Source organism: Pararhodospirillum photometricum DSM 122 (assembly GCF_000284415.1).
Lineage (GTDB): Bacteria > Pseudomonadota > Alphaproteobacteria > Rhodospirillales > Rhodospirillaceae > Pararhodospirillum > Pararhodospirillum photometricum.
In genome coordinates this window covers 3,678,817-3,704,281 of record NC_017059.1, presented here as the reverse complement: position 1 = coordinate 3,704,281, position 25,465 = coordinate 3,678,817, and the positions used below count along the sequence as shown (strand labels likewise).

The following is a 25,465-nucleotide window of genomic DNA, read 5'->3' as shown; positions in this document are numbered from 1 at the left end:
TTGGTCGAGAGCCCGTCGTTGGCGTTCCGCTGCGGCCCGCGCCTCCTCCATTTCCCGCCGCAGGCGACCTTGAGCCCCTGCGAGGTCGTTGGTGTCCACGCCGGCCGCGCGCAGACGCTCACGCAGTTGCTCCAGTTGGCGGGCGTTTTGCTCGCCCGCCGTGGTCAGCCGGTCCAGGTCGATCTGGGCTCGCTGGTAGTCCCGGCGCATGGCGGCTGTGCCACCGCCGGCCGCTGCCATTGCGCCGCGTAGCCTCTCCAGGTTTTGTCGCGCGGCGTCCAACGCCGTGTTGTTTTCCCGCGTCGCTTCGGCCAAGCGCTCCAGGGCGCCGATATCTCGGCTTGTGCGGTCGAGTGCTCTCACCGTCCCTGTCGCGTCCCGCAAGCGCCCTGCCAGCACTTGCGCAGACCGGCTGGCGGCCGCGAGAGGGCTTGTCATCCGATCGACGGCTTCAAGCCCAATTCTGAGCAACAGGCTTTCGGCCATCGTGCCTCCTAACGTCGGATCTTCGTTTCGGCGTTTTTTTCGGCCACCAGCCACTCGACGGCCAGGGCGTAGACCTCGGCGTAGGTTTCCAGGCTGAGGGCGTCAAATTCGCTCGGAGGGAACGAGCCAGGAAACGCCCTCATCAGCAGCCCCCAGGCTTGAGTCGCGTCGTCAGGGACCGTTACTGAAAAAAACCAACAACCCCGTTCGAGAGCCGAGCGAGGTCGTCCGCCTCCAGCTCCCAAAGCTGGGCTTCGACAACGTGCGGGCTCGCGATGCGGGGGACGATCTTCAAGATCGTGTCCACGTCGAGTTCGATGAGGCCGCTCATTTTCAGGCCTCGCAGGTCACCCGCTTTCGGTTTCCGTAAGGTCAGCTCCTCTAAGAGGGCATCGCCATACGGGAGTGGGACCTTGAATTTCACGGTGACGGTATTGGTATTGGTCATCAGTGTTTCCTTACAGAGACAAGCCGATGGCTTGGTTGACCGTGGCTTGGCGGTCGGTACCGTTGACGCGCTCGATGTTGTTGATGAGGTCGATTTCGATGATATCGCGGCTGTTGCTGCGATACCTGTAGTAGGTCAACGGCATCTCGATTTTCATCTTCGAGCGGTCTCCGGTCTTGACCGACCCCAGCTCTATTTTTTTCCACCGTCCCCGGCCGGCGACCTCGATCGCTTCGACCGCACCCGCGTCGTCATCCGCACGCGCCGCCCCCAAGAAACGGACGCCCAGGCCCGACGCGCCCCACACACCCCAGTTGTTGAGGACCACAAGGTCGAACTGGGCCAGGGTGAACGTCAGCGACAGTTTTTCCAGGCCAAGGTCCAAAGAGACCTCTCCGAGCATGCCGCCACCCCGGTACTCGTCCATTTTGCGGTCGAGGTCTGGTAACTCCAGTTCCTCGGCTACTCCCGCCATGGGGTGGCCATCGACGATCACGTTGAAGTTTTTCAAGACGCGAGGTAGCACGGCACTTCCCCTTTTAAGCAGCCATTTGAGCCGCGAAGTCGATCAAGTAGTCGTCGGTAATTTTCTGTTCAAAGAGCAGGTTTTCCAGCGGTGGCACCGGAGTGTAATCGTAACTGATCAGCAGCTTCCCTGCCTTGAGCTGTTCTTTGGTGTTCTTTGCCGGATCGAACCAAGCTTCTCCCCCGATGAGATAATGACCAGCCACGAGTTCGCGGAGCTTGGCGTTGACACCATCGACGATATCTCGCGCCAAGGTGGGGTGCATCGGCTTGTCAATGGCCCAGAAGTGCGCCTCCGCCATCGTGTCGGCCAAGACCTGGGCCGTCCTGGTGTAACTCTCGAAGGCGAAAAGCGGATCCTCGGAACACGTGCGCGACCCCCAGAAGCGAAATCCTTTGTTGTTGATCAGGGTGGTCACCTCATGGGCGTTGAGGTAACCGGCATCGGTGCTTGGGTCCTGGAGGTCCCAGAAGACGTCTTTTGACAGCCCGGTAACGCCTTGCACCGGCACGTTGGACAGCGTCTTGTGCCATCCCAGCTCCTCGTCGAGCTGGGCCCGCAGACCGAGGGCTCGGGCCGTGGCCCATTCGGTCCGTTCGGCCGACGTGGCCGTGTCCCACGACACAAAGTCGGGCCAGACGATCATTGCTTCCCGATCGCCAAATTTGTTGCGGTACAGCACCGCCTCGTCTTTCGTGGCGCAGCCCCACGCAGAGAGGTAGGTAAAGGCCCGCGTTTGTTTGGCAATGGCGACCAGTTCCGTCGCTACCGGCAGGCTATCGAGCCCGGGGACGCCAAGGATCCGTGGCGTCACGCCATAGGTTGCCTTGGCGGCGGTGAGGGCTTGGAGCCCCGTCTTTCGGCCGGACACCACACCCCCGATAATATTGCTCGTCGTCTCCGCTACCGTCTCCCCCTCTGGGACCCGGACCACCACTATGACGGGCGACCCATGGTCTTTAATCGCATTGAGGACATAGGGCAGCGTACCCGACGTGCCAGCCGCTCCCAGTCCCGCCGTCACGTCGGTGATCAGGGTCGGCCGGTTGAGCGGATAAACCGCCGGGTCTGCGTCACCCCCGGTGACGACCGCGCCGATGACAGCCGTTTCGATCGTCCTGATCGGCCGTGTCCCCGTCGATATTTCCTTGACTCGTACCCCGTGGTGGTAATCGGTCATTGTTCCTGGTTCCACTGGATGGTGGTTAGCTGTTCTGCCGACGTCGCTTGCTCCACGGCAGTTGTGAGTTCGGCGAGGCGTTTTTGGTACGTTGCCCTGGTGGCCACAAAGCAGGCGAGGACCTCGGCGGCCTGATCGGCCGTGTGCTCGACAAACTGCCAAACACCAGCCTCGCGGCACCATAAAGGACCACCTGCAACGGTCGCCTGGACTAAGTTGTTTTGGTCTGTTGACGTGCTCGGGTAATGCCTGTTTGCCGGGGTTTGGAACCCACCCGTAATCTCAGTTTCGCAGGCCCGTTTGAGCTCACCCACGGCCTGCGCCTTAACCATTTGCAAAGACGGACTTGGGGGCGGCACGACAACGGGGGTGCCGTCGTCGCTAGCACTCAGCGTGCCACCTGCTGCGGTCTGCGCTAAAATCTCCTGGTGACGGTCATGTGGTACCTCAATAAGGTCTTCAGGCCATTGACTGGAGTATTTCTCTCTAAGAGATAAAAGGTAAAATGCGTTAAGTGATTTAGAGAATAATATAGTTTCGCTCATTTTGATATTCCTTTATTTTTTAATATCCAAAAGCGAGCCAAGTAGCGTAGTTATCGTAGCTTACTGCATGAAATGCAGAGTGGCCGATTGCAAATGAAGATTTATTGATTTGCGAAACTCCAAGATGAATATTCAACTGATATGTCTGGTTACTCCCCCATGGCTCGACTCTACAATTTGTCACAGTTACGTTCAGAACCGCTGTTGGAAAAGAAAATGGAAAATTAACAATGGTCGTATATGTCATCCCAAGAATCGTAGTTTCATATAGTTTTTGGGTTCCCCATTGAACTATGAGACCATTCGGTAAAGTAGTGTAATTTTTTGTTACAGGTGCAATACCAGAATGCCAAACTATGTGCCCGTCTCTTGTCAGTGAGGCACCGCCATTAATATCAATGACGCCGGTTCCTCTTTGAAGGAGAGAAAGGTCACCGTTGACGCCAGCACCCCTGATTAGACGCGCATCATAGTCGGTCCCCGGAGATGCGTGTAGATCGACGTAACAGACACCGTCCGTCTGTCTTAGACCACCAAACTCGGCACCTTGTCCGCTCGCGTGAATTAACGTCGATCCGATAGAAATATCCCCGGAAAACGGAGCCCCTGTAAGAGCTGCATATACTGATAGATCAGAAGATTGCACATATCCCGCCAAACGTTCTTTTAGTTTTAATGGAGTGATAGCTTTCGAGTCTTCAAATCCAGCAGAAACTTCAGCCTGTGAAGCGAGCTTGATGATGCCGGCTCTTGGTTCTGTCGCCGCGCCAACGTTCCCATCGTGCCAAATGGTGAATCCATTTCTCCGGAAATCAGCAYCCCCGTTTATTTCTATGGCGCCAGTTCCAGACTGTATCAGTGTCAGGTCGCCGTTGACTCCTGCCCCTCTGATGACGCGCACATCATAGTCAGTCCCTGGAGTAGAGTGCAAATCAAGATAGCAAACACCGTCTGATGCTCTTAATGACCCAATCTCAATACCGTGACCCGTTGCATATATTAACGTGGATCCGATAGACACATTTCCAGAAAACATTGCACCTGTTAGCGCAGCGTACCCAGAGAGATCCGCAGGCATTACGTACGATGACAGCCTTTGTTTTAGTTTTAATGGCGTGACAGCTTTCGAATCGTCAACGCCACCGGAAACGTCAGCCTGTGAAGCGAGCTTGATGATGCCGGCTTTTGGTTCTGTGGCCGCGCCAACGTTCCCGTCGTGCCAAATGGTGAATCCATTCCGCCTGAAATCAGAACCTCCAGTTATATCAGTGACGCCGGCTCCTCTTTGAAGGAGAACAAGATCACCGTTGACGCCAGCGCCCCTGATTAGACGCGCGTCGTAGTCAACTCCTGGCGATCCGTGGAAATCGACGTAACTTACACCTTCCGCCGTTCTTAATGCTCCAAGCTCAATGCTATGAGTTGTCGCAGATATTGTATTTTGTCCAACTAACACATCACCAGAAAATGATGCTCCGTTCAGGGAAGCGTATGAATTAAGTAAATTTGGGGTAACAGCTTTTGTTTTATTATTTACTGCGACATCATCGTGGTCAGCTAAAATTACAAATCCACGAGCTTCACTTGTTGCGTCTGGATGCCTATGGCTGGTGTCTTTTACGTGCCCATCAATAGATGTGTCAACGTACAAACGCGTTGCTAGCACAACAGACGGATCTATCGCGATATTTACATTTGAAGCATTAGTGTACTGTAAAATGAGACGCAAATATAAATCGTGCCCCACCCCATCTTCGAGCTTTGCTTTGTAACTTTCGGGCATTTTGGCGATAGCGATCAGTTGCCCGGCCTGGTCGAAGACGCCCGCCTCACGGATCGTCCACCCCCCAACGGTACTCGGTAGCACCGCCTCAATAATCAGCCAGTTGGGGTTTTGAGGGTGAGTTGTCAGCGTATTAACGGGGGCTCTGTAAACCTCTCGACGCAGTGAGCTCTGCCCACCCGTGGGGTTGTAAGCGACGCCCCCTCCATCGCCGACAGCGACGTGCGTCAACACGACAGGGGACTGCAGTGCATGGGACTGGGCCAGCAAACCTGCGCCGCGATCTGTTACAATACAGTAATAATCAGACATTAAAGGGTCCCACTGTCATGATGCTCCAGGTATGCGTTCCGAGAGCTACGTATGGATCTGAAAATTTTTGGACGATATCTTTTGATTCCCACGGATACACTGAGATGTATTCACCAACTGTTGGCGCAAACGCAACTATTGGAGATTTCCCGCTGGCCTGTAGGTATACTTTTAAAGATCCTAGATGGCTCCTGAGGTTTTTTGCTCGATCAATAGCTCTACGTATATTTTCCCACTCTTTGGGGGAGACCCCGCGTGATGTGGTGGCAACCTCAACGTTAAAAGTATATGGTTCTCCACTTCCTTCTGTTTCCCACCACTCAATAATCCGGATGAGATCAAGCTCAAGGGCCGCTAACGCCTTGTGCACGGCCCCCACCGTGCCTTTGCTGCGGTGCACGGCTATTGCCGCGGCGATGACCGACCGTTTTTGACGTCCGGGCCAGTCCTCTGACCAGTCATCAACGGAGAGCGCCCAGGCGAGGTACGGCAACAGGGCCTCTAGGCACATCTCTACGTCCCAAACTGTCCCTATCGGTGTGGGGAGCTCGTCAAAGCGCGCGGCGACAGCAGCCTCCAAGGCTCGTTCGAGAGGCGACGACGCTGGGGGCAGCAGCGAGGTCACCGCGAGACCTCTGCCACCGTGACGGTGACCTCGTCACACCACGCTGCCTGGGCCCATGTCGTGGCGAGGTCTGTCATTTCGTTGTTGATCCGCACCTCTGCGCGCCATACCCCTTCGACGAGTGCGGCAGCCGTGACCCCCGAAACTGTGACGTCTGCGTCAAGGCGGTGGCGGGCGGCAGTATAGGACGCTACGCTCGCCACTGCGGCTTGCCTGACCACCTCGCCTTCCGGGCCGTCCGGGGTGAGCCAGAGATCTACTGAAACGGTATAGTGGAGAACGTTTGCAGCCTGAACGGTGACGCGGTCGGTCAGTGGCCTGACCAAACGGGCTGAGAGCTGCCCCCGCACGAGGTCAACCTCACCCCGCGCAGTGTGCTCTATTTTTACGCGCGTCCCTGTTGGGATACTCCCAGTGCCCACAAGCGAGACCATGCCAGACGCGGCATCGTAGAGGTAATCAACGTTTCGGGCGCAGACAGCACCCTGGTACAGGACCCTGAGCCCGGTTGCACCAGTAGGTGGGTCAACCGCGCCGGCGGGCGCCAAAACTACCTCCTCCTCTCCCAAGATCTCCAGCGCGGCCGGGCCCCCATCGCCGTGGCGCGAGAGCACTGTCACCACCACCTCCCCGGGGACCGGCGACACGGCGGTCACGTCCTTCACGTCAGGACTCGCGGCTCTGGCGTGCCACACGTAAGCGAGAGTCGGCCCGGCCACCGAAAACGCCTCTGGAGCGAGCTGCACGCGGTCGCGAAAAGAGGCGTCCGCCTCGCCTGCGAGACGGCTCATGGGGACGAGGCCCGCAAGGTGGTCGAGGGTGGCGCCTGTCGCAAAGGCGAGGAGAAGCGCACGAGCCGCATCATTGACTCTTGCTCTAAGTGTTAACTCGCGGTACGCCGCCACCTCAAGCAGCTTTACTGCCGGGTCGGACTCTAAGAGGAGGCCGGCCTCTGGCCAGCGCTCTTTAAAATCGGCGATCAGGCTACTTAAGATTCCCTCATAATCGAGCGTCTCAATGACTTCTGGAGGCGGAAGGCGCGTCAAGTCAACACGCGACCACGTTCTGGTCATGAGCCGACTCCCAGGGCGAGCGGCACTTCGGCTTCAAGGGAGCCAGAGGCATAGGACCCAAAGACGCGCAAGACGGCGGACCCGTCCGACCTCGTCGTTACTGTGGCCGCTGTTACGCGCACACGAGGCTCCCATAGGTCTATGGCGTCGGCGGCGGCGGCCACCAATCGCAGGGCTCCGACCTTTGTCCCTGGCGCATCGACCAAGTCAAACAGTCGAGACCCATAGGACCGGCGCATAACCCGAGAGCCGATGGGGGTGGTTAAAATGTCGCAAATACTCTGGCGAATGTCGGCCGCCTCACCTGTCAGTGCCGTGCCACTGGAGCGATCCATCGCGGTCATGCCGCCACCTCGAACCGAGGCTCGCCTTGAGCGACAGTAGAGCCGCAGGCCACGGGGTCCCCGATCCGCCCCAATTGGCGTCCTCCCACAAAGAAGCGGGGGCTGCCCGCAGCCAGAACCGAGGCATGCGTCTGAGGAATGGCCTTGCAGGTGTGTGAGGCCCAGGCATGGCCTTGCAGGTGGACGGGGATCCCCCCGACGGTAAAGCGCGGCTCACCCTCGACCGAGGGACGGGGCGGCCAACAACCATGGCCTGTGCAGACGTGTCCCAGGAGGGTGACGGGCGGCATGTCAGGGCTCCTCGAATGCACGGATTTCAGGAGCATCGAGCCGGACCCGCTCCCCAGCTCGCAGTCTAAGGGTGCCTTCGCATTGCACCGTCAGGTCGCCCGCCGAATACACGATGAGGGTCCGAATCGAGGCGTCATAGCGCACCATAGTTCCATCGTCCCACTGGGTCAGGTCCACGTGGCCGTCGAAGGCGGGGGGAGGCAGGGCCGCCGAGTAGAGTATCTGGGTGATCACAGCGTTCGCCGGGTCGCCGGAGGGGCAAGCCACCAGGACTTGCGTGCCCACTCGCAAGGGACGCCACCGGCGGAAATTGGCGCCGACCTCAGCAGGGTATGGCAACCAACCACTTTGACGCCCTGAGATTGTCACTCGCACACGTGGAGTCGAGTGGTCCACCTCGGAGATCACTCCGAGGCAGACCACATTCTCGAGGCGTCGTTGGAGGTCTGACAGGGCCACGCTCATGGGGTAAGCGTCGTCGCACGGCGGCCCGGTGTCTCCTTTGGTGTGGTTGTAACTGACTAAGTCAACTCACCTGAGAAGTAGTCCAGCAGGCGATGGCGGACCCACTGGACGTCATCCGGCGGCAAACCCAACAACGGCCGGGCGACGTAGGTGATGCGGGGCCCTCGGGGCGACACTCTGTCCGGCCCACCTTCCTGGTGCACTTGCGCGATCCGCGCGTTTCGAGCTCCCCACCCCACGCGCGCTTCATCGGCTGTGCTACGTATCGACATTCGCCGGACTTCCTTCAGCCCGGACATCATCCGACCGATGCGGCGTACCGTACCGCCTAACTCCCGGGCCCGGGGGACCCATGGCGTCCCATCGGGGCCAACCTGTTTTCCCATCCGCTGGCGGTTGCGTCGGCGCAACTCGGTGGCCAAGCTCTTCAGCAGTTTCTTGCGCTCGCTTGGCTGCAGGCGGGCCAGGGATTGCAGCAAAAAACGTTCAATGGCTGTGGGGTCGTCTGTTGTGGTCATGGCAGCCCCGCGACGAGGTGGCTCATGTCGATTGCAAGGGCATCGGGGTCGCCCTCGCTCTCCAAAGTCGTGCCATCGGCCGTTGGTGTCGCCCGCACGGTCTCGGTAACCGGCGCCTCGATTAGCATGTCGGCCGATCGGTGGTCGAGGATATCGGCCTTGAAGGTGACAGCCTCTGGAAGAGCGGCTGGCTCCGCCTCGTGATACCAGCGGGCCACCAGCCAGAGGAGGTCATGAGGCACCCCGACATAGTCCAGAACGACAATCCTGATCGTGTATGACAGGCGGATATGCTCGTTTTGATGGCCCCTGCAAGATATAACTTTGCCGGCTTCGACGAACGTCAAGACCTTATCGGCAGTGAGGCCCAAGGGAGCCGTAAGAAGGGCGTCCCGTAGCTGGGTGACCTTGCGCATTTACTTCCCCTTCTGGCGTCTGGCCCATTCGGCGAGGGTTGCATCATCCAGTGGGGCTGGGTCGGCCATCCGGGCGTGGTAGGTGTCGTCGGCCATCGGCGCCGGATCCGAAGGCGGGGGGCGGGGACGCGCCGCCATGACGGCCTGGACGGTCGCTGGATCCGGGCCTTTGAGTTCCAAGCGGCGTTCGAAATGGCGCGAGGTAAAGTAGAACGCTGCCACCCCGAAGAGGGTTGCTGCGAGCCACTCGGGGACCAAAGCATAGGCCTGCATGGCCAGCGCGAAGCCTGCCGGGTCAATGGGAGCCCAGGCCATCAGCCCCATGACCGCAAACGCCATAAAGGGGCGTGGCAGGCGGTTCAGGCCGTCCACAGCGCTGTCCCACGGGGTGCGCCGGTCACGCGGTGCGGTATATTCCGCTGCGTAGGCGCCGAGCTGCTGGGCTGCTTCGGCATGAAGGTTGGCTTCCAGCAGGTCTTTATTGGGAGCAAAGCGCGCGGCCAGCGCATCGAGCGCTGCCACTCCGCCACCGGTCAACCACTTGAGAAAAAATCCCATCATGCCGGTGTCTCCTCTCGGAAGCTGTCGGTGCGTCGCAACCAGCCCGCCAGGAAACGGCGCTGGGTCGGATCACGACGCACCAGATCGCGGTAAAACGCTTCGCGTCGGTCGCACACGGCATTGATGATCCAGGCCGGAGCCACGAGAGCCAAGGCGCTTTCCGCCGCGCGTCGTGTCTTCGGGCCCATCCGGCCGTCCTCGACCAGAGGGGGGTAAAGACCCGGGCGCAAATCTAAAAAAGCGTTCAGGGTCTGTTGCAGAGCGAGAAGGGGCCGCGCCGCGCCGCTGTTGACCGCCCAGTCCACCAGCACGGGCCACAGCGGCGCCGGCAAGCGGTGAATGCCCGGCTCCTCGAAAAAGTCCCGGCGAAAGAGACGGGCCGCTTCCTCGGGTGTCAAGCGAATGATGTCGTCCCGATCAACGTCGCCGTCTCCATCCAGATCAAGCCCGATCCCTGTCGCATAGCGCAGGGAAATGCCGTGTTTGGTTGCGCCGCCTCGATCGGCCGGGTCCTCGACAAATTCTCCCTCCTGGTCAAGGAGGCCGTTGAGGATCCGCGCGACTATGTCAGCTTGGCTTTTACCCATTGCCCGTCACCTTGGCTTGCAACCCCAACCAAAGAGCGGCAAGAACCCCGGTTGCGATAATAGTCACGGCCGTTCCCAACCCGCGGTCTGCGGCCCGGCGCATCGTCCCGCCGAAGCGCAAGTCGCGGCGAAACTCTTCGACTTGCTTCGGGTCAGACACGTCAACCCCGAGCAGTTCAAAAACTTTGCGCACGGCCCGGTCAGCCGCAGCTTCAGCGGCATCGCGCGCTTGGAGACAGGGCTGGCCGGGCAGAGGGCAGCCCGCAGACGGATCGGCCATGAGTTACTCCCATAGGCGATAGCCGGGGGTGGGCGTCACCACACGCTCCGGCAGAGTGACAGGGGTTCCCAGAGGCAAGCGGTGCCCCAGGGCGGCGAGGCCGGGGTTGGCGTCGAACACGGCCTCAACCAAGCGGGTGTCTCCGTAATGGCGCAGGCAAACGAGATCGACGGTATCGCCCTGCTGGGCATAGAGGGTCGTTGACGGCATCAAACCAGCTCAATCGTCGCCCGGGGTCGGCCCGTTAGCACTGAGAGTGCCTCATGCGCGCGCGCCAGCCAGTCGTCCGCCGTGCTTTCCAGGGCATCCGCCCGAGCGTGTCCCGATTTTGTGCTGTCAAAATCTCGAACTACCTGCAAAAGCTTCGCCCGTGCCAGCGCGTGGACGGCCGTGCGGTACAGGGCAAGAGGGCCGGGTCTGCCATTCAGGAGGGGGCCCGGTACCTCGGCCAGAGAGGAGGCCGTTTGCGTCTGGCGCCAAGACAGGAGAGTGCGGTTGGTCTCGGCCACTGCGGCCGTCACAGTCTCGACCACCTGTTCCAGACGAAAAGTGTCGTCCAGGCCGGTCACCAGCTTAAACGACGACACAGGAATGTCGGGGTACCAGCCGTCGTTGGCGACCACCGCCTCCGTGGCTGGGAGCCCCCCGGAGGGGATAAGGGTGGGGGTCATGGTGCCTCCGTCGAAATAAGGGTGAGACGACACCGCCGCCCCCGGTGCCGGACCTTGGGGGGGGGAAGGGCTCCGCTCAAACCGAGGCGTGAGCGGTGTCGTCTCGGGTCAGCCGTCCTGATCGCAGGAGGTGGCTGCCCCATCGCGAGCTCGTTCCAGGCGAGCAACCTCGGCCTTCACCCCGACCCCTTTATGCAAGGCCAGGGCTCGTTTGAGGTGGGCCAGGGCCTCGGCGGGGGCAGTGTCACGCAGACCCAACCCCATCGCCTTGTGTCCTTTGGCCCTTACCTCGTCAGGCATATCGGCCCTCGCGGTCAGTTCCATGGCCTCGCTCAGGGCTCCCGGGACTGTGAGCTTGTTGTCCAGAGCGGCTTCGGCCAGCTCTTCGACGAGCCAAGTCGGGAAGGAGCGGGCAAAGCGCTCCGGCAGCGCCAAGTCATGGCGCAGGGCATAGCGGGCGATGACCATAGCGCCCTCGTAGTCACCCACGTCGAGCCGCCAAACCATGGTGGTCATCAGGACAGGGTCGGGGCCGCCTGCGTCAGCGGCCAAGCACCCGTCCACATAGGCGGTGTAGTCGGGCAGGACCTCTCGCTTAAACGCGACCTTGCGCTCAAGGGACTGGATGTCCTTGAGGGCGCGGGCATGTAAGGCAAGGGCCTGTTCTATTTTAGCGCGCAAAGAAACGGCTTCGGGCGGGGGGGCCGGCGCCCCGCCTTGCTCGGCCAGGACCCGAGTGTAATGGGCACGGGCAAGACTCATATCACGCCCACMCGCCGGCGCCATCGGGTAGAAAAATTCCGTCAATGAACGCGCAACCTTCGTAGTCCTCGACCACGTAGGCCTCGTTGACCGATTGGAAATCCTCGACCCGGTCCCGCTTGGGGTTGTCGAGGATCGCCCGGCGCCGGGAGCCGGTTTGCCAGTAGATCGACAGATTCTTGGGCGAGGTCAGCAGGATGGAGCGAGCCGGGAAGTAGGGCACGACGATCGCCCGGCACCCGCCCACCATGCGGCCCAGCAGCATGGTGCGCAGGGCCTCGGCTTCCGTGGGCTTGTTGGCGTTGGCTTCGATCAGGCCCAGGTATTTGTCCGACACTAGGGACCGCCCGGTGATGGCGACCACGTCGGGGCTATCCTTATACCAGTCGGCCAACAAGTTCTCGGCCGCGTCGAACACAGCGCCGTCCAGGGACTTGTAATCGCCCCCCTCGCCGATTTTGACTCCGGCCAAACAGCGTTCAGGGGCATCGGTCCGCAATTGATGCAACCAACCGATATTGACATCCTGCAACAGCGGATTGGCCGCAAGGTCGGTCGTGGCCGCCGCTGCGGTCCCGTTCCAGCCGATCATCAACCGGTCGCGGGCGATTTGTCGGGTCACGTGGCTGCGCACCCGAGCCTGAAAATCCGGGAACTTGGCCCAGGCGTCCAAGGTGGCGTAATCGATGAAAGTATCAAAATGGGTCTTGCGGCACACGTAGTCGCGCTTGGTCAGCCCGGTGATCGATCGGGGCGCGCGGTCGCTTGTCGAGGTATCGGTGCGGCCAGCCACGGGGCTATTGACGCCCATTTTCAGCGGTTGCCCCACCTGCTGGGCCACCCCGATGGCGTTGACCTGGCCCAGGAACTCGGCTTGTTCCTGGATCCGGTCCTCAAGGGTTTGCTCGACGGTCGGGCCGACCGAAAACAAGCTCGACGCACTGGCAACCCCATTCAGGGTTGCGATTTGCGCAGCGTAGGCGTCGAAGGCAACACGCGTCGTGGTCAGCATGTCAGCAATCCGTGACGAGAGGGGCACCGGTCACGGTCGGCCGGCCCGAGGAGGTAGCGGGAATTCTCGACATCGCCTCGCGCAAGGCGGTGACGTCGGCGGTAAGCTGGGCGAGGTCGGGGGCGGAGTTCGTCGGGGGCGAAGCCGGTGCCGAGGGGAGGGCAGCCAAGGAGCTGCGCACGGCCACCACCTCGGCGGTCAGTTCCAGCATCGCCGTTTCCAGGGTGGAAAGGCGGACGTCGTCCTTGCGCGATTGGCCGGTCAGCATATCGCGCATCTTGGCCAGCAAGCCCGGCCCGGGGTCGGGGGGGTGGCGATCGGGAGGCAGTCCACTCCCTTCCAGAGCCTCGGAATAGAGATGAGCGCGCTTATCGGCCGGCACCTTGTCCGCTTGCTGGGTCAGCGAGAATTTCAGCATTTCGGTGCCAAGACTCGCCGGGCTGTCGGTCACCGCCAAGCCCATGAGGTAAGGCTTTTTGGTGCCTGCGAAATTCTCGGCCATTTCGATCGACCAATAGACCTTTTGGCGATCCTGGGCCAACTTGAGCAATGCGGGTGTCGCATCGATCTGGGCCAGCAACACCTTCTGGTCGCCGTCGGGTTCGGCTCGAAGCGCGACCACGTCGCCCAGGGCCTGGAACGGTCCATCGGGAAGCAACGACCGCACATGCTCCAGGTTAACTCGCGCCCCGTAGGTGGCGGGGTTGTAGCTTGCGGCCATCGCCTCAATCTGGTCGGGCGTGATCTGTCGGCCGTCGATGGTCTTGCCCGACCGGGCCACCCGGATAAACGCGCTCTTCACGGGATCTCACTCCACCCTGTGTCTTGCTGGGGCCAGACTGCGGGCCGGCCGCGCCCGCGTGCTATCGTCCACCGGTTGGATGGGGGCGATACAACCACTCCCGACATGCGCGCGCGACGGGCTCCCCTCACCGTCGGGGAATGATCCCAGCCCCCGAAGCCACCAAATCTGAGGCCCGGGCCCTGTATTGGCAGGGCTACCCGGTTGCCGACATCGCGCGCCGTCTGGGCGTGCCCTATGGCACGGTTGATAGCTGGAAACGACGCGAGGGCTGGGACGATGACCCGGTGGTCAAGCGGATCGAGGCCGGGATTGACCGGCGCCTGTTAACCCTGATCGCCAAGCCCGACAAAACAGACCAAGACCTGCGGGAAATCGACCACCTGTCTCGCGTGCTGGAACGCACGGCCCGTATCACGCGCTACGAGGCCACGGGGCGCGAAGGAGACCTGAACCCCAAGGTTGCCAACCGTGCCAAGGGCCGGAAGCGCAAGGCCGAAGAAAACAATACCCTGACCGAAGATCAGGTTGAAACCCTGGTCGAGGCGTTCGAGCGAGGGTTATTCGGCTATCAACGGACCTGGTACAAGGCGCGATACTGCTACCGGGTGCGCAATATCCTAAAAAGTCGCCAGATTGGCGCCACGTGGTATTTCGCGCGCGAAGCCCTGATCGACGCCATCACCACCGGTGACAACCAGATTTTCCTGTCGGCGTCGAAGGCACAAGCCCACGTTTTTCGCGATTACATCGTGGCCTTTGTGCGCGAGGTCACGGGCGTGGAACTGCGGGGCACGCCCATCAAGCTCTGGAACGGCGCCACTCTTTACTTTCTGGGCACCAATTCAAAAACCGCTCAGTCCTACCATGGCCACGTGTATTTGGATGAATACGCCTGGATTGGTCGCTTTCTGGAGTTTCGGAAGGTCGCTTCTGGCATGGCGACGCATAAAAATTGGAGAATTACTTACTTTTCCACGCCATCCACCGTCACTCATGACGCGGCCGCTTTCTGGACGGGGSCCGCCTACAACAAGGGCCGTGCCAAGGCGGATCGGGTCGAGATCGACGTGTCGCACCAAGCGCTGAAAGACGGGGCAGAGTGTGCGGATGGTCAATGGCGGCACCTCGTTACGATCGAAGACGCGGCCGCGCAAGGGTGCGACCTGTTCGACATCGACCAGTTGCGCCGCGAGTACAATGACCAGGATTTTGCGAACCTATTCCTTGGCGAATGGGTGGACGACACCGCGTCGTTCTTCTCGCTACGCGAGTTGCAGCGGTGCATGGTTGACGCCCTTGAGGCCTGGGACGACGTGCCCGAGGGACCGGAGCGTCATAGCCTTGGGCCGGTCTGGGTTGGCTATGACCCGTCCAGGTCGCGCGATGATGCGTCAGTGGTTGTCGTTGCTCCTCCCGCCGCTGTTGGGGGCGTCCATCGCGTGATCGAGCGCCTGACTTTCAGCGGGGCCGATTTCGCGGCCCAGGCCAATGCCATCCGCACCCTGGCGGGCCGTTACCGAGTCGAACGTCTGGCCATCGACACCACCGGCATCGGGCAAGGCGTTTTTGAGCTGGTGCGCGCTTGGTGGCCCGGTGCCGTGGCCATCCACTATGACGTGGACACCAAGGTGCGGATGGTCCTCAAGGCCAAGCACCTGATTTCCCACGGTCACCTCGCCTGGGACGCGGGCCAGACCGAGATCGCCTTGGCGTTTTTGTCGATCCGCAAGGTGATGACGCCTTCTGGCCGGCAAGCAACCTTCCAGGCCACCCGCAGCCAGGAAACCGGGCACGCGGATGTGGCCTGGGCCATCATGCACGCCCTCGACGCCGTCCCCTTCACCGGACTGGACGGCAACCCCGAAAGCCAGGGCACCAGCCGCCCCCTCATGGAGATTTTTTAATGTCAAATAGCAAGGCGCCGGGATCGATCTCTGCCTTTACCTTCGGCGACCCTGTGCCGGTGTTGGACCACCGCGAAATTGGCGGATACTTCCACTCGGCCTTCAACGGCTCGTTTTATGAGCCGCCAGTGTCGTTTGACGGCCTAGCCCGGGCCTTGCTGGCCAACCCTCACCATCAATCGGCCGTTGCTCTCAAGGTGCAAAAGCTGGCAGCCGCTTATCGCCCGCACCCCCTGTTGTCGCGCACCGACTGCAAGCGACTGGTTCAGGACTTTGTCGTGTTCGGTAACGCATGGCTAGAACGTATCGACAACGTTTTCGGCAAACCTCTGACCTTGCGCCCGACGCTCGCTAGGTACACCCGGCAACGGCCCGATGGCCGGGCGGTGCTATTGGTTGATGGGGTTGAACATGTGTTTGCACCAGAGGCCACCTTGCACTTGTGCGAGCCCGATGTGTCGCAGGAGGTCTATGGTCGGCCGAGCTACGAGGCTGCCTTGCAGTCCGCGTTTCTCAACGAAGCGGCCACTCTCTTTCGCCGAAAATACTATGTGAACGGCAGTCATGCCGGGTTCATCCTGTACATGACAGACCCGGCGCAGACCCAAGAAGATGTGGACACTCTGCGAGATGCACTGAAAAACGCCAAAGGCCCTGGAAATTTTCGGAACCTGTTTCTTTATTCACCAAACGGTAAAAAGGACGGCCTCCAAGTTATCCCGATCTCCGAGGTCATGGCGAAAGATGAATTTTTAAACATGAAGAACGTTACACGGGATGATTTGTTGGCCGCCCACCGCGTGCCCCCGCAGCTACTGGGGATTGTTCCCAGTAATGCAGGCGGATTTGGCGATATCGAAAAAGCATCACGAGTTTGGGCAGCCCTGGAACTCGGCCCCCTCGGTGAGGCCCTGGCCGACCCGATCAACCGCTGGCTGGGCGAAAAGGTGGTGCTGTTCGAGGGGCTCGTCTCTGGAAGCTAGAGCGCCCTTAGGCGAGACCTAATGCCTTCGACAAAATGAGGGTCTGCATCGGAAAGCCAAGCTTTCCGCCCGGTGGCCAGGGCAGCAACGCCCGTGGAACCGCTGCCCGCGAACGGATCGGCAACTACCCCACTTTCAGGCACCAAGGCTTCAAGTAATGGTGTCAAAACGTCGATCGGCTTTTCCGTGGGGTGGTGACGCCGCGCAGGCGGCACCCTCTTCGCGGGAATTACAGTGCCAATTGTTCGCGGACCTCTCACGGCAGGCCCAGGCTTAGTCAACCAAAGGATCATCTCGTGGCGCGGTCGGATCCGCGTGTTCCCTTGTCCTTGAGACAACTTGTCCCAGACCACAACCCCGCGCCAACGGAGGCCCGCGCTTTCAAGGGCTGGCCCAAGGCCGGGGATCATGCGCCAGTCGCAGAAGACGGCGAGGGATCCTCCAGGAACCACAACTCGCCCAGCCTCTAAGGCCACCTGCCGCAAAAGCGCAATAAGCCCCCAGGTAGTCATGGCATCTCCTCCAAACCATCCCGTCGCTTGCCCTCCAGGTGTCATTCCCTTGGCCTGCTGGCGAGCCGCTTCGGTCATACCGCCGGCGCAGTAGGGCGGGTCCGTCACCACGGCATGGATGCTGTTGGCAGAGAGAGAAGCCAAGGCTGCCAAGGCGTCTGAGCAGGCCACACGGGCCGCTCCATACTCTGTCCAATCGACGGTCATAGCTACCTCAGTACGAAATGGGGTGGGCGGGTTCTCCCATTTGGCGAGGATTTCCGTCTTGGGTGTTGCCGTTGCACGAGCGCTCGGCAACTCGGAAAGAATTGTTTTAATAAAAAATAAAAATAATTTTTATTTAAAATTTAAAAATATATTTTTCTGTTTTTTTTGAAAAAAAGCACTCGCCCCCCCACGCCTCCGGTCTTTTTAGACCTTCATTCTTTGCGTCTCCATGCAGAGAGGATTTTCATCAAAAACAACAACCTGCTCTAGGCAAGAATGGTGCCTATCGTTCTGCGAAATTCTGCATGACTCTGCGCAGAGGGGACGACATCATTCGCTTGACACCCGTCTGATTTTTCCACAATACGCGTAACGCATTGACTAAGAGGCGTCAAATTCAGCATATTTTCCATGCTAATACATTGATAAATATAGAAGAAAATAGTTTTCGTAATCAGTAGGTCGGAGGTTCAAATCCTCTCCACGGCACCAGTTTCCCCCAGGTGATCAGAAGGCCAGGACCATCTCCCCCCGTTGTTTGGCGGGTGGTTGAGAGGGGGGCCGGACAGGCGAGGCCCGTCCCCTGGGGACCGGGCGGGGGAAGCCGCCCGGTCGGTTTTTCAAGTCAATGCAGCAGGCCACGCGGCTTTTCGGGCGGCACCACCCCCGACCAGCGCTGTTCCAGGGCCGTGCGGGCACATGCAATCAGGGTTCCCACATCCCATCCGACCAGCGAGGTTGCCTCGCGTTCCAGGTGGGACAACGCTGTCCACAAATCGCGGATCTCAGCCGGATCGCCCTTGGGCGGCCGCTGCTCTTCTGGCGTGTCCGGGCTCGAAGCCTTGACCGTTCCCTTCATCCCCTTGCCCTCTCCCCACTCGGCCCTGTCGGGAGAGAATCCCCTCCCTGCCCCACGGCGCGCAACGAGCCTGACGCGCGCTGTTTCCTCGATCCTGACCAAACGTCGGCGGCTGTCAACGAGACAGTCAAAATGCTTAAGGTCACGGGCATTCGCGTCCGCTTCCGAGACAATTTTCGACTTTAGAATGACGCAGAGGCCCGGGATTACGACCAGTGCCGGCTCAAGGTGTTAGCCTTGAGGATGTACCGATCTGTCTCCCCACGCCAACGAAGGAAGAGAGAGGGCCGTCGGCGCCGCGCCCCCCCGCCCAACCGGTCCTCCAGGACCGATTTCTCGACTCGAGTCTCTCCCCCCCTGCCCTAAATGGGGCTCGACCCGGTCCGGCCCGTTGGGTACGCTCTTCGAAGGAATAGGCCATAGGTCTGGATATCCGATGCGCGTAAGGTGAAGCTCGTGTCAGCAGACCGAACGAAGAGCAACCTTAGAGAGAAAAACGGCGTGAAAAACGAGGTTTTCGAGGTGATGCCAAGAACCAGGCAGCCCTCACTGCCACCGGGACGGGGGAACACTCCATGAGCATTGGTGTGTCCCATCCAGGGGTGGACGCGGCCCGCCAGGGCAACGAAGAAGCCTTGCGCCAGTGGCTGGCGGCCGGAAACCCGCCAGACACCCCAAGCCCCTCCGGCTGGACCGCCTTACTGGTGGCGGTCGCACGGGGCCACACCGCTTTGGTGGAGAGGCTCCTGGCCCACGGGGCCGACCCAAGCCGACCCCACGCCATAACGCAGGTGTTGCCCGGGCATCTGGCGGCGCGGGCCGGCCATGTCCCGATCCTGGCACGGTTACTCGCCCTGGCTCCGGCCACCCGGGAGGCCCGGATCCCGATCAACGGCCACACCCCCTTACTCCAGGCGGCGGCCTGGGGTCGATTCGACGCCGTGCGCTTTTTGCTGGCCCAGGGCGCCGATCCGGACGTTGTCACCGCCGAGGGTCAGGATCTCTGGACCCTGGCCGCCCCCCACGGCGACCCGGCCTTGGACCCTGGACTGCCGCCCCGCCCGCCCGCCGAGGCACCGCCCCCCATCGCCCCGAAAGAGCCCCTGGCCGCTGCCCTTATCGCCGGCCTGCGCCAGACCGCCCACGATCCGGGGCAAGGACGCGCCGTTCTCGCCGAGGTCACGCGGCTGGTGGTGGAAGAGAAGGCCGACCTCACCGCCCCCAGCGGCCCGCAAGGCCAGCCGCCCCTGGTGATGATCTTGAGCGAGCCCGGCGACGGCGCCGCAGTTGGCGTGTTGCGTCTGGAACTGGCCCGCTTCCTGCTCGCCCAGGGCGCCGATCCCCTCCAGACCGAAGTGGGCCCGACCGGGGCCAACGCCTTGGGCCGCGCCGCCGCCGGCAATGCCCTGGATATCCTCAAACTGTGCGCCGAGCGTCTGGAACCCGCCTCGCTCGCCCTGGGCCTCAATCACAGCGCCCCGGCCGACGGTCGAACCGCCTTGCATGAAACCCTGGAGCGGGCCTTGCGCGCCCAGCCCCTTCCCTTCGAGGGCTGGCTGACCCAGACGCGCTGGCTGGTGGCCGCCGGGGCAGACCCCGACGCCGAGGACGATCTAGGCGTCACGCCGCGCCACCTCGCCCATCGCCTTACCGACCCCGGCGCCCGCTACCGCATGCTCGATGCCCTAGCCGGCCTCCCACGCTAAAAAAAAGACGAGGGGTCTGGGGAGGCAAGCCTCCCCAGCCTTGCCTTCCCATCACTCAAGCGGGGCCGGCGGCAAGGGATGGAAGCGCACCGGCTGGCCCTGGGCCTTGCCCAGCACCTCGTCGTCACGCATCACCAGCCGGCCCCGCACCACGGTCATCTTGGGCCAGCCGCGCACCACAAGATCGTGGAATGGCGTCCAGCCGCACTTGCTGGCGATCCAGTCGTTGGTGATGGTCCGCTCGGCGTTCAAATCAACAATGGTCAGGTCGGCGTCGTAGCCGGCGGCGATCCGCCCCTTGCCGGCGATGTCATACAAGCGGGCCGGGCCGGCGCTGGTCAGATCCACGAAGCGCTCCAAGGTCAACTTGCCCGCGTTGACGTGGTTCAGCAGGATCGGCACCAGAGTTTGCACACCGGGCATGCCCGAGGGGCTGGCCGGGTAGGCTTGGGCCTTTTCCTTGCGGGTATGCGGCGCGTGGTCGGAACCGATCACATCGACGATGCCCTGCTCCAGGGCCGACCACAACGCCTGACGGTGGTGGGCATCGCGGATCGGCGGGTTCATTTGGGCAAAGGTGCCAAGGCCGTCGTAACAAGCCGGGGCGGCCAAGGTCAGGTGCTGGGGCGTCACCTCGACGCTGGCGATGTCGCGGTTGGCCTGGAGCAGGGCCATTTCCTCGGCGGTGGTCACGTGCAGCACGTGCACCTTGCGCCCGGTGGCGCGGGCCAGGGCCAGCAGGCGGCGGGTGGCGCGCAGGGCGGTTTCAGCGTCGCGCCACGTGCTGTGCGCCTCGACTCCGGCGCCGGCCGGGATCTCGGCCTTGCGCTCGCGCAGGCGGGCCTCGTCCTCGCAGTGCACGGCGACTCGCCGGGTGCCGGTGCTCAGGATGCGGCGCAGGACCTCGTCGGAGTCCACCAGCAGCGAGCCGGTGGACGAGCCCATGAACACCTTGACGCCGCAGCAGCCCGGCGCCCGCTCCCACACGCCCAGCGCATCGACATTGTCGGGGGTGGCGCCCAGGAAGAAGGCGTGGTCGCACCACATCCGCCCGCGCGCCCGGGTCAGCTTGTCCTTGAGGGCGGCCAGACTGTCGGTGGGCGGCTGGGTGTTGGGCATCTCGAACACCGCGCACACCCCGCCCAGCACGGCGGCGCGGGAGCCGCTTTCCAAGTCTTCCTTGTGCTCCAGGCCGGGTTCGCGAAAGTGCACCTGGGTATCAATCACGCCCGGCAGCACGTGCAGGCCGCTACAGTCCAGGGTGCGGGCCGCTTGGCCTTTGTCCAGGGGGCCGATATGGGCAATCTGCCCGTTGCGCACGCCGAGATCGACACGCACGGTCCGTCCGGGCAGGACCACCGTCCCGCCTTTCACGATCAGATCAAAGGTGTCGGCCATATGACACCGTTCCTTTCCGCAAGGATCACAACAAGAGCAGGGCGATCGGGTGAGCCGGTCTCCCGGTGGTTTACGGAGGAAGCGAGGCGGTGTCTCAGATTAAATGCGAGAGCCCCTCTTGTCGTGCTTTTACGCTCCGTTGGGGGAGGGCAAGAAAGAACAGGCTGGGGAGGCCGGGCCTCCCCAGGCCCCTCCGTTCCTGAGGGGGCTAGGTGGTCTGGGTGAGGCGTTCAAGGGCCAGGGTAATCAGGCGGGGGGTGAAGAGTCGTGTTTTCCTGGCGGCTGCGCCCCCCAAAAGACCGAGGGGTCTGGGGAGGCCGCGCCTCCCCAGCCTTGCCTTTCTGCTCTCTACCGTCTCTCTTGGCCGGGCCCGGAAAGCCGCTGCCGGTGCAAGGCATACAAGCCGGAGGCCACGATAACCGCGCCTCCCGTCAAGGTCCAGGCATCGGGAATGTCGTGGAAGACCACATAGCCCACGCCGATCGACCAGACGAGCATGAGATAATTATAAGGTTGCAGCACCGAGGCCTGGGTCAAGGTCAGGGCGACCAGGAGCAGCACGTGGGCGGCGATCGACAAGGCGGACATGATTCCGAGCGCCACCCAGTCGGCTCCCGGCAACGGGGTCCACTGGCCGAGGCCGACCACGGTGATGGCCGCCGCCCCGACGCCGGCGGTGTAAAGCTGGGTCGTTGCGGCGCTGTCCACACGACTGAGCGAACGGCTTAGGACATTGAACAAGGCATAGAGCAAGGCGGCCGAGGCGGCGGCAAGGGCGGCCGGCTCGAAGGTGCCGGCTCCCGGGCGCACGACGATGAGCAAGCCGGCAAATGCAACGCCGGTTGCCATCCAGCGGTGCCAGCCCACGTGCTCGCCCAGGATCGGGATGGCCAGCACCATGACTAACAGGGGATAGATGGCGAAGACGGCCTGAACCTCGGCCAGCCCCAGGGAGCGGAAGGCCACGGCCATCAGGGCGATTTCTCCGACCAGCAGCAGTCCGCGCAGGGCCTGAAGCAAGGGGCGCTGGCTGACCAGGGCGCCGCGGATTCCTCCGCCTTGCCTCCCGCCTTGCCAGAGCGCCAGTCCCACGGCGAACACGGCAAAGATCCAGTAGCGGACCATGACGATAAAGCTGACCGGGTAGAGGCTGACCAGATGCTTGGTCAAGGCGTCCTGGACGGCGAAGATCAGGGTGACGCCGATCAGGCATAAAATCCCAAGGCCCGGGCGATCGGTCGAGGGCGGGCGGGAAGACGACGCGGGCAGGGCCATGGACAGGCATCCTCGCAAGGCCAAACGACAGCCTCACAGCTTTACGCCCGCCGTTCTGTCCTGACAACGCCGAGGAGGGGAAACGCATCCTTCACCCCTTCTTTGTGTTTGTCGTGGTAGGATGCGTGAATGAGCGACAGTCTTCAAGATCCGGTGGGCGGTGAGACGGGCGATGCCGGTCCCCCCGGTTGGGGGTTTTTCTGGCGGGGCCGCACGCTTCTCCCCAGTCCGTGACCGTGTTGCCCACCCCGCGCCACCTCGTCGTCCAGGATGCTCGGGGGCATATTCTTGTGGCTTGGCCCTGGCCCGACATCCAGTCTCGCCCTCGGCCTCCCCAGGCCAAGGGGCCGGTGTTGGGGTGCGCGCGTTTTCCTGGTCAGGTTTTGGAGTTGCTTGATCCCCTGATTTCCGCGGATCCCAGGCCTGAGCCTCGTGATGTTGCTCCTTCCTCTTCCCCTTCTCCCTCCTCTTCCCCTTCCCCCTCCCCTTCCCTTTCCCCTCCTCCGCCCCCGCCGCGTCGCAAGCGCCCGCAGCGGTCGCGCCGGGCGCGTCTGCGTGCTCGCTTGGAGGCGTGGCGCCTCGCGTGGCGTGACTGGGTGGCCGGCGAGGGGCCAACCGATCCCTTGCGCCCCGCCGGCTGGCCTCGGCTGCACACCCGTCTTGCGATCCGCTCTGCCACCTTGCCGGTTCTGGGGCCCCGCCTGGGCCTGCTCATCTTTGGGGTTTTGGCCCGTAGTGGGGGGGGTGCTCGTTGGGGTGATGAGTTTGCCCGGCATGGCCGAACGCCTGGAGTCCCTGGTGCCGACCTCGCGGGAGGCCGACTGGGGCGAGGCCCTGGTTGCCCCTTTGGAGGCCGTGGGGGTGTGCACGGGCTTGCCTGGGCGCATTGCCCTTGACCGTTTGGCCCGCCGGCTTGCCGCACCGGCGGCCCTGCCCTGGCCAATGCGCTTACATATGGTCCGTCTGCCCTTGATGCAGCCCTTGGTTTTGCCGGGCGGCCATGTGGTGCTGGGCGAGGCGCTCTTGCGCTCGTTGCGCAGTCCTGATGAGGTGGCTGGCCTTCTGGCTTTGGCCTTGGCCGAAAGCGAGGCCCGCGTTTCCTCTCGGGCGGTGATCCGAACCCAAGGGGCGCGCGCCGTTTTGGGCTTGATGATCGGTCACGTCGAGGCCCGGCCCCTGGGACTGGGCGTTTATTTGCGCGAGCGGGTCGCCGACCCCGCCGCCCGGTTGACCATGGATGCCCGGGCCCTGGCGCTTCTGGGTGCCGCCGGCTTGCGTGAGCGTGGCCTGACCTTATATGTGGAGAATCAGAACGACGCGGCCGAGCTTCCCTTCGCCCGGCCTCCTGGTCTGGCCCCGGTGCTGGCGCCTCTTGCGGTGCCCGAGGCCTCGCCTCCCGAAAGGCTGCGCCGCCTGCGGGTGGCCCCTCGCGGCGGAGATGTGGCGTTGGAGCCCGCGGACTGGACAGCCGTTCGTCTTTTGTGTCAGTAGTCGCCAAGCGGTTTGGGGGCTTTGCCCCGTCTCCCGCTTGGAGCTCACCTTCCCTGGAAGCGCGCCCAGCCCATGACCGGTCAGGCCTTCACCGCCGTCGCCTTGCTGCTTCTTGTGGCCGTCATCGGACTCCTGGCGGGCCTGTGGCGGAGCCGGCGCCGGCTCAAGACCCTGGAAGCCGTCCTGGAGGGCACCCGCGATGGTGTGTTTGAAACCGATCGGTTTGGCCGGGTGGTGTGGGCCAGTCGCCGGGCTTCGGCCATGCTGGGCGTTCGCGAGGGCGTGCATCCTGGTACCATGGTGCGCACCTTGTTCGGCGCTACCGTGACGGCCGTCTTGGAAAAGGACGGCCCCCCGTCCTCCGACCCGGTGCGTGGCACCGCCCATTGTGCCGATGGCGGCTGGTTTCCCGCCACCGTGCACCGGGTGGCGGGGCCGGCCCGGGTGTGGATTTTGCGCGATCTCAGCGACGAGCAGGAACTGGCGCGGCTGCGCGCTGCCGAGGAGCGCTCCAACACGTCCCGGCGGTTCGCCGGCCTTGGGATCTGGGATTGGTCGATCGACAGCGATACCTTGTTTTGGTCCGACGAGATGTTCGGTCTTCTGGGCCTGCGCCCCGGTGAGATGGCGCCCAGCCGGGGGCGCTTTCTGGCCCTGATCCACCCCGAGGACACGGCGCGCGTCAGCGAGAGCGAAGCCGCCTGCCTGGACGGCCGCAAGGCCTACGACGAGGATTACCGCGTGGTCTGGCGCGACGGATCCGTGCGCTGGCTGCGCGAGACGGCCAATCTGGTGCGCGATGATACCGGCCAAGCCGTGCGCATGGTGGGCGTGGTCCGCGACGTGACCCAGGAAAAGGAAGCCGAGAACCGGGTGTTGCGCCTCGCCTTGCACGACCCCTTGACCGGCTTGCCCAATCGCGCCGCCTTCGAGGCTCGGCTCGACCAAGTCATGGTCCGGGCCCGCGAGGACCAGCGCCAAGTGGCCCTGGCCTTCATTGATCTCGACCGCTTCAAGCCGATCAACGACACCTTCGGGCACGCCACCGGCGACCGGGTGCTCACCATCATTTCCCATCGTCTGAGCGAGGCCGTTCGCCCCGACGACATGGTGGCCCGCGTGGGCGGCGACGAGTTCGTGGCCGTGCTGGCCGGATGCGACAATGATGCCCAGGCCCTGACTGTGGCCGGGCGGCTGCTGGAGGCGATCCGCTCGCCTATTATCCTGGATGGCGTCATCCACAAGGTTGGGGCCAGTATCGGGGTGAGCCTGCATCCCAAGTTGGCCGCGACCCGCGAGGCCTTGGTGCACTCCGCCGACCTTGCCATGTACGCCGCCAAGCGTGGCGGCTCGCTGCGCGTGCGCCTGTTCACCCCCGAGCTTGCCGAGGACGACGCCCGCACGGCTTGAGCGGTCTTGGTCCCTCCTTGCCCGGTTCCT

At 62.5% G+C, this 25,465-nt stretch carries 31 protein-coding genes; 6 read left to right on the top strand and 25 right to left on the bottom strand.

Features of this window, described 5'->3' with window-relative positions; all coding sequences use genetic code 11:
- Nucleotides 1–126 precede the first annotated feature (126 nt).
- On the top strand, nucleotides 127–252 hold the full coding sequence (locus tag RSPPHO_RS21620) for a hypothetical protein (RefSeq protein ID WP_277905242.1): 126 nt from the start codon (nucleotides 127–129) through the stop codon (nucleotides 250–252).
- Nucleotides 253–494: 242 nt separating this feature from the next.
- Here RSPPHO_RS21620 and RSPPHO_RS21615 read toward each other — a convergent pair whose 3' ends face one another.
- The 21 genes from RSPPHO_RS21615 to RSPPHO_RS16425 form a co-directional block, all read right to left on the bottom strand.
- The gene (locus RSPPHO_RS21615; RefSeq protein ID WP_014416336.1) at nucleotides 495–629 is read right to left on the bottom strand and encodes a hypothetical protein; all 135 of its coding nucleotides are present in this window, start codon (nucleotides 627–629) and stop codon (nucleotides 495–497) included.
- 38 nt (nucleotides 630–667) lie between these two features.
- A complete protein-coding gene (locus RSPPHO_RS16515) occupies nucleotides 668–934 on the bottom strand; it encodes a phage tail assembly protein (protein WP_014416335.1) in 267 nt (88 codons plus the stop codon).
- A gap of 10 nt (nucleotides 935–944) precedes the next feature.
- Complete coding sequence (locus tag RSPPHO_RS16510) at nucleotides 945–1,460, bottom strand: phage major tail tube protein (protein WP_014416334.1); 516 nt, start codon at nucleotides 1,458–1,460, stop codon at nucleotides 945–947.
- A 13-nt stretch (nucleotides 1,461–1,473) separates the two neighbouring features.
- Nucleotides 1,474–2,640 (bottom strand): phage tail sheath protein, encoded by a 1,167-nt coding sequence (locus RSPPHO_RS16505; protein ID WP_041796056.1) that lies wholly within the window; start codon nucleotides 2,638–2,640, stop codon nucleotides 1,474–1,476.
- A complete protein-coding gene (locus RSPPHO_RS18240; protein ID WP_051013967.1) occupies nucleotides 2,637–3,185 on the bottom strand; it encodes a DUF4376 domain-containing protein in 549 nt (182 codons plus the stop codon). The genes RSPPHO_RS16505 and RSPPHO_RS18240 overlap by 4 nt, the downstream gene beginning before the upstream one ends.
- A 19-nt stretch (nucleotides 3,186–3,204) precedes the next feature.
- On the bottom strand, nucleotides 3,205–5,280 hold the full coding sequence (locus tag RSPPHO_RS19450; protein WP_081581823.1) for a phage tail protein: 2,076 nt from the start codon (nucleotides 5,278–5,280) through the stop codon (nucleotides 3,205–3,207).
- Nucleotides 5,273–5,905, bottom strand: coding sequence for a phage tail protein I (locus RSPPHO_RS19445; protein ID WP_081581822.1), 633 nt, complete (start codon nucleotides 5,903–5,905; stop codon nucleotides 5,273–5,275). Before RSPPHO_RS19445 ends, RSPPHO_RS19450 begins: the two co-directional genes overlap by 8 nt.
- A complete protein-coding gene (locus RSPPHO_RS18235; protein WP_051013966.1) occupies nucleotides 5,902–6,978 on the bottom strand; it encodes a baseplate assembly protein in 1,077 nt (358 codons plus the stop codon). The genes RSPPHO_RS19445 and RSPPHO_RS18235 overlap by 4 nt, the downstream gene beginning before the upstream one ends.
- Nucleotides 6,975–7,322: a GPW/gp25 family protein gene (locus tag RSPPHO_RS16485; protein WP_041796054.1), complete on the bottom strand. Its 348-nt coding sequence runs from the start codon at nucleotides 7,320–7,322 to the stop codon at nucleotides 6,975–6,977. Before RSPPHO_RS16485 ends, RSPPHO_RS18235 begins: the two co-directional genes overlap by 4 nt.
- Nucleotides 7,319–7,612: a PAAR domain-containing protein gene (locus RSPPHO_RS16480; protein ID WP_041796052.1), complete on the bottom strand. Its 294-nt coding sequence runs from the start codon at nucleotides 7,610–7,612 to the stop codon at nucleotides 7,319–7,321. The genes RSPPHO_RS16485 and RSPPHO_RS16480 overlap by 4 nt, the downstream gene beginning before the upstream one ends.
- Nucleotide 7,613: 1 nt before the next feature.
- Nucleotides 7,614–8,078 (bottom strand): phage baseplate assembly protein V, encoded by a 465-nt coding sequence (locus tag RSPPHO_RS18230; RefSeq protein WP_051013965.1) that lies wholly within the window; start codon nucleotides 8,076–8,078, stop codon nucleotides 7,614–7,616.
- A 56-nt stretch (nucleotides 8,079–8,134) separates the two neighbouring features.
- A complete protein-coding gene (locus RSPPHO_RS16470) occupies nucleotides 8,135–8,596 on the bottom strand; it encodes a phage virion morphogenesis protein (protein ID WP_041796050.1) in 462 nt (153 codons plus the stop codon).
- Nucleotides 8,593–9,012, bottom strand: a complete 420-nt coding sequence (locus RSPPHO_RS16465; RefSeq protein WP_014416332.1) for a phage tail protein — start codon at nucleotides 9,010–9,012, stop codon at nucleotides 8,593–8,595. The genes RSPPHO_RS16470 and RSPPHO_RS16465 overlap by 4 nt, the downstream gene beginning before the upstream one ends.
- Nucleotides 9,013–9,573 carry a 3TM-type holin gene (locus tag RSPPHO_RS16460; RefSeq protein ID WP_041796048.1) on the bottom strand — a complete coding sequence of 187 codons (561 nt, stop codon included), beginning with the start codon at nucleotides 9,571–9,573 and terminating at the stop codon, nucleotides 9,013–9,015.
- Entirely contained in the window at nucleotides 9,570–10,160 is a 591-nt protein-coding gene (locus RSPPHO_RS16455) for a glycoside hydrolase family 108 protein (protein ID WP_014416331.1), read from the bottom strand. Before RSPPHO_RS16455 ends, RSPPHO_RS16460 begins: the two co-directional genes overlap by 4 nt.
- Entirely contained in the window at nucleotides 10,153–10,440 is a 288-nt protein-coding gene (locus tag RSPPHO_RS16450; protein ID WP_051013964.1) for a hypothetical protein, read from the bottom strand. The genes RSPPHO_RS16455 and RSPPHO_RS16450 overlap by 8 nt, the downstream gene beginning before the upstream one ends.
- 3 nt (nucleotides 10,441–10,443) lie before the next feature.
- On the bottom strand, nucleotides 10,444–10,650 hold the full coding sequence (locus tag RSPPHO_RS16445; protein ID WP_041796046.1) for a tail protein X: 207 nt from the start codon (nucleotides 10,648–10,650) through the stop codon (nucleotides 10,444–10,446).
- The gene (locus RSPPHO_RS16440; protein ID WP_041796044.1) at nucleotides 10,650–11,111 is read right to left on the bottom strand and encodes a head completion/stabilization protein; all 462 of its coding nucleotides are present in this window, start codon (nucleotides 11,109–11,111) and stop codon (nucleotides 10,650–10,652) included. Before RSPPHO_RS16440 ends, RSPPHO_RS16445 begins: the two co-directional genes overlap by 1 nt.
- A 108-nt stretch (nucleotides 11,112–11,219) precedes the next feature.
- Entirely contained in the window at nucleotides 11,220–11,873 is a 654-nt protein-coding gene (gpM, locus tag RSPPHO_RS16435) for a phage terminase small subunit (protein ID WP_041797774.1), read from the bottom strand.
- Between the two features lies 1 nt (nucleotide 11,874).
- Nucleotides 11,875–12,885 carry a phage major capsid protein, P2 family gene (locus tag RSPPHO_RS16430; protein WP_041796042.1) on the bottom strand — a complete coding sequence of 337 codons (1,011 nt, stop codon included), beginning with the start codon at nucleotides 12,883–12,885 and terminating at the stop codon, nucleotides 11,875–11,877.
- A 1-nt stretch (nucleotide 12,886) separates the two neighbouring features.
- Nucleotides 12,887–13,687, bottom strand: coding sequence for a GPO family capsid scaffolding protein (locus RSPPHO_RS16425; protein ID WP_014416325.1), 801 nt, complete (start codon nucleotides 13,685–13,687; stop codon nucleotides 12,887–12,889).
- Nucleotides 13,688–13,827: 140 nt separating this feature from the next.
- Here RSPPHO_RS16425 and RSPPHO_RS16420 point away from each other — a divergent pair, with 140 nt between their 5' ends.
- Both RSPPHO_RS16420 and RSPPHO_RS16415 read left to right on the top strand, forming a co-directional pair.
- Nucleotides 13,828–15,594 carry a terminase large subunit domain-containing protein gene (locus tag RSPPHO_RS16420; RefSeq protein WP_041796040.1) on the top strand — a complete coding sequence of 589 codons (1,767 nt, stop codon included), beginning with the start codon at nucleotides 13,828–13,830 and terminating at the stop codon, nucleotides 15,592–15,594.
- The gene (locus tag RSPPHO_RS16415) at nucleotides 15,594–16,577 is read left to right on the top strand and encodes a phage portal protein (RefSeq protein WP_014416323.1); all 984 of its coding nucleotides are present in this window, start codon (nucleotides 15,594–15,596) and stop codon (nucleotides 16,575–16,577) included. Before RSPPHO_RS16420 ends, RSPPHO_RS16415 begins: the two co-directional genes overlap by 1 nt.
- Here the strand turns inward: RSPPHO_RS16415 and RSPPHO_RS22100 are convergent.
- Nucleotides 16,574–17,296: a DNA-methyltransferase gene (locus RSPPHO_RS22100; protein ID WP_081581821.1), complete on the bottom strand. Its 723-nt coding sequence runs from the start codon at nucleotides 17,294–17,296 to the stop codon at nucleotides 16,574–16,576. The genes RSPPHO_RS16415 and RSPPHO_RS22100 overlap by 4 nt on opposite strands.
- A 625-nt stretch (nucleotides 17,297–17,921) precedes the next feature.
- Nucleotides 17,922–18,155, bottom strand: coding sequence for a hypothetical protein (locus RSPPHO_RS16410; RefSeq protein ID WP_014416322.1), 234 nt, complete (start codon nucleotides 18,153–18,155; stop codon nucleotides 17,922–17,924).
- A 575-nt stretch (nucleotides 18,156–18,730) separates the two neighbouring features.
- On the opposite strand from RSPPHO_RS16410, the gene RSPPHO_RS18225 reads away from it, so the two are divergent.
- Nucleotides 18,731–19,861, top strand: a complete 1,131-nt coding sequence (locus RSPPHO_RS18225) for an ankyrin repeat domain-containing protein (RefSeq protein ID WP_014416321.1) — start codon at nucleotides 18,731–18,733, stop codon at nucleotides 19,859–19,861.
- Nucleotides 19,862–19,912: 51 nt separating this feature from the next.
- Here the strand turns inward: RSPPHO_RS18225 and RSPPHO_RS16400 are convergent, their stop codons facing one another.
- Complete coding sequence (locus RSPPHO_RS16400) at nucleotides 19,913–21,259, bottom strand: dihydroorotase (protein ID WP_014416320.1); 1,347 nt, start codon at nucleotides 21,257–21,259, stop codon at nucleotides 19,913–19,915.
- Nucleotides 21,260–21,607: 348 nt separating this feature from the next.
- Nucleotides 21,608–22,534: a DMT family transporter gene (locus RSPPHO_RS16395; protein WP_051013962.1), complete on the bottom strand. Its 927-nt coding sequence runs from the start codon at nucleotides 22,532–22,534 to the stop codon at nucleotides 21,608–21,610.
- 759 nt (nucleotides 22,535–23,293) lie between these two features.
- Between RSPPHO_RS16395 and RSPPHO_RS16385 the strand changes: the two genes are divergently transcribed.
- Complete coding sequence (locus tag RSPPHO_RS16385) at nucleotides 23,294–24,025, top strand: M48 family metalloprotease (RefSeq protein ID WP_157879286.1); 732 nt, start codon at nucleotides 23,294–23,296, stop codon at nucleotides 24,023–24,025.
- Between the two features lie 72 nt (nucleotides 24,026–24,097).
- The gene (locus RSPPHO_RS16380) at nucleotides 24,098–25,435 is read left to right on the top strand and encodes a diguanylate cyclase domain-containing protein (RefSeq protein ID WP_051013960.1); all 1,338 of its coding nucleotides are present in this window, start codon (nucleotides 24,098–24,100) and stop codon (nucleotides 25,433–25,435) included.
- Nucleotides 25,436–25,465: the final 30 nt, after the last annotated feature.

What these genes read in the sequence shown, in the direction of transcription:
- RSPPHO_RS21615 (WP_014416336.1), bottom strand. Translation starts at nt 629, where the DNA reads ATGAGGGCGTTTCCTGGCTCGTTCCCTCCGAGCGAATTTGACGCCCTC.
- RSPPHO_RS16515 (WP_014416335.1), bottom strand. Translation starts at nt 934, where the DNA reads ATGACCAATACCAATACCGTCACCGTGAAATTCAAGGTCCCACTCCCG.
- RSPPHO_RS16505 (WP_041796056.1), bottom strand. Translation starts at nt 2,640, where the DNA reads ATGACCGATTACCACCACGGGGTACGAGTCAAGGAAATATCGACGGGG.
- RSPPHO_RS18240 (WP_051013967.1), bottom strand. Translation starts at nt 3,185, where the DNA reads ATGAGCGAAACTATATTATTCTCTAAATCACTTAACGCATTTTACCTT.
- RSPPHO_RS18235 (WP_051013966.1), bottom strand. Translation starts at nt 6,978, where the DNA reads ATGACCAGAACGTGGTCGCGTGTTGACTTGACGCGCCTTCCGCCTCCA.
- RSPPHO_RS16485 (WP_041796054.1), bottom strand. Translation starts at nt 7,322, where the DNA reads ATGACCGCGATGGATCGCTCCAGTGGCACGGCACTGACAGGTGAGGCG.
- RSPPHO_RS16480 (WP_041796052.1), bottom strand. Translation starts at nt 7,612, where the DNA reads ATGCCGCCCGTCACCCTCCTGGGACACGTCTGCACAGGCCATGGTTGT.
- RSPPHO_RS18230 (WP_051013965.1), bottom strand. Translation starts at nt 8,078, where the DNA reads ATGAGCGTGGCCCTGTCAGACCTCCAACGACGCCTCGAGAATGTGGTC.
- RSPPHO_RS16470 (WP_041796050.1), bottom strand. Translation starts at nt 8,596, where the DNA reads ATGACCACAACAGACGACCCCACAGCCATTGAACGTTTTTTGCTGCAA.
- RSPPHO_RS16465 (WP_014416332.1), bottom strand. Translation starts at nt 9,012, where the DNA reads ATGCGCAAGGTCACCCAGCTACGGGACGCCCTTCTTACGGCTCCCTTG.
- RSPPHO_RS16460 (WP_041796048.1), bottom strand. Translation starts at nt 9,573, where the DNA reads ATGATGGGATTTTTTCTCAAGTGGTTGACCGGTGGCGGAGTGGCAGCG.
- RSPPHO_RS16455 (WP_014416331.1), bottom strand. Translation starts at nt 10,160, where the DNA reads ATGGGTAAAAGCCAAGCTGACATAGTCGCGCGGATCCTCAACGGCCTC.
- RSPPHO_RS16450 (WP_051013964.1), bottom strand. Translation starts at nt 10,440, where the DNA reads ATGGCCGATCCGTCTGCGGGCTGCCCTCTGCCCGGCCAGCCCTGTCTC.
- RSPPHO_RS16445 (WP_041796046.1), bottom strand. Translation starts at nt 10,650, where the DNA reads ATGCCGTCAACGACCCTCTATGCCCAGCAGGGCGATACCGTCGATCTC.
- RSPPHO_RS16440 (WP_041796044.1), bottom strand. Translation starts at nt 11,111, where the DNA reads ATGACCCCCACCCTTATCCCCTCCGGGGGGCTCCCAGCCACGGAGGCG.
- gpM (WP_041797774.1), bottom strand. Translation starts at nt 11,873, where the DNA reads ATGAGTCTTGCCCGTGCCCATTACACTCGGGTCCTGGCCGAGCAAGGC.
- RSPPHO_RS16415 (WP_014416323.1), top strand. Translation starts at nt 15,594, where the DNA reads ATGTCAAATAGCAAGGCGCCGGGATCGATCTCTGCCTTTACCTTCGGC.
- RSPPHO_RS22100 (WP_081581821.1), bottom strand. Translation starts at nt 17,296, where the DNA reads ATGACCGTCGATTGGACAGAGTATGGAGCGGCCCGTGTGGCCTGCTCA.
- RSPPHO_RS16410 (WP_014416322.1), bottom strand. Translation starts at nt 18,155, where the DNA reads ATGAAGGGAACGGTCAAGGCTTCGAGCCCGGACACGCCAGAAGAGCAG.
- RSPPHO_RS18225 (WP_014416321.1), top strand. Translation starts at nt 18,731, where the DNA reads ATGAGCATTGGTGTGTCCCATCCAGGGGTGGACGCGGCCCGCCAGGGC.
- RSPPHO_RS16400 (WP_014416320.1), bottom strand. Translation starts at nt 21,259, where the DNA reads ATGGCCGACACCTTTGATCTGATCGTGAAAGGCGGGACGGTGGTCCTG.
- RSPPHO_RS16395 (WP_051013962.1), bottom strand. Translation starts at nt 22,534, where the DNA reads ATGGCCCTGCCCGCGTCGTCTTCCCGCCCGCCCTCGACCGATCGCCCG.
- RSPPHO_RS16385 (WP_157879286.1), top strand. Translation starts at nt 23,294, where the DNA reads ATGAGTTTGCCCGGCATGGCCGAACGCCTGGAGTCCCTGGTGCCGACC.
- RSPPHO_RS16380 (WP_051013960.1), top strand. Translation starts at nt 24,098, where the DNA reads ATGACCGGTCAGGCCTTCACCGCCGTCGCCTTGCTGCTTCTTGTGGCC.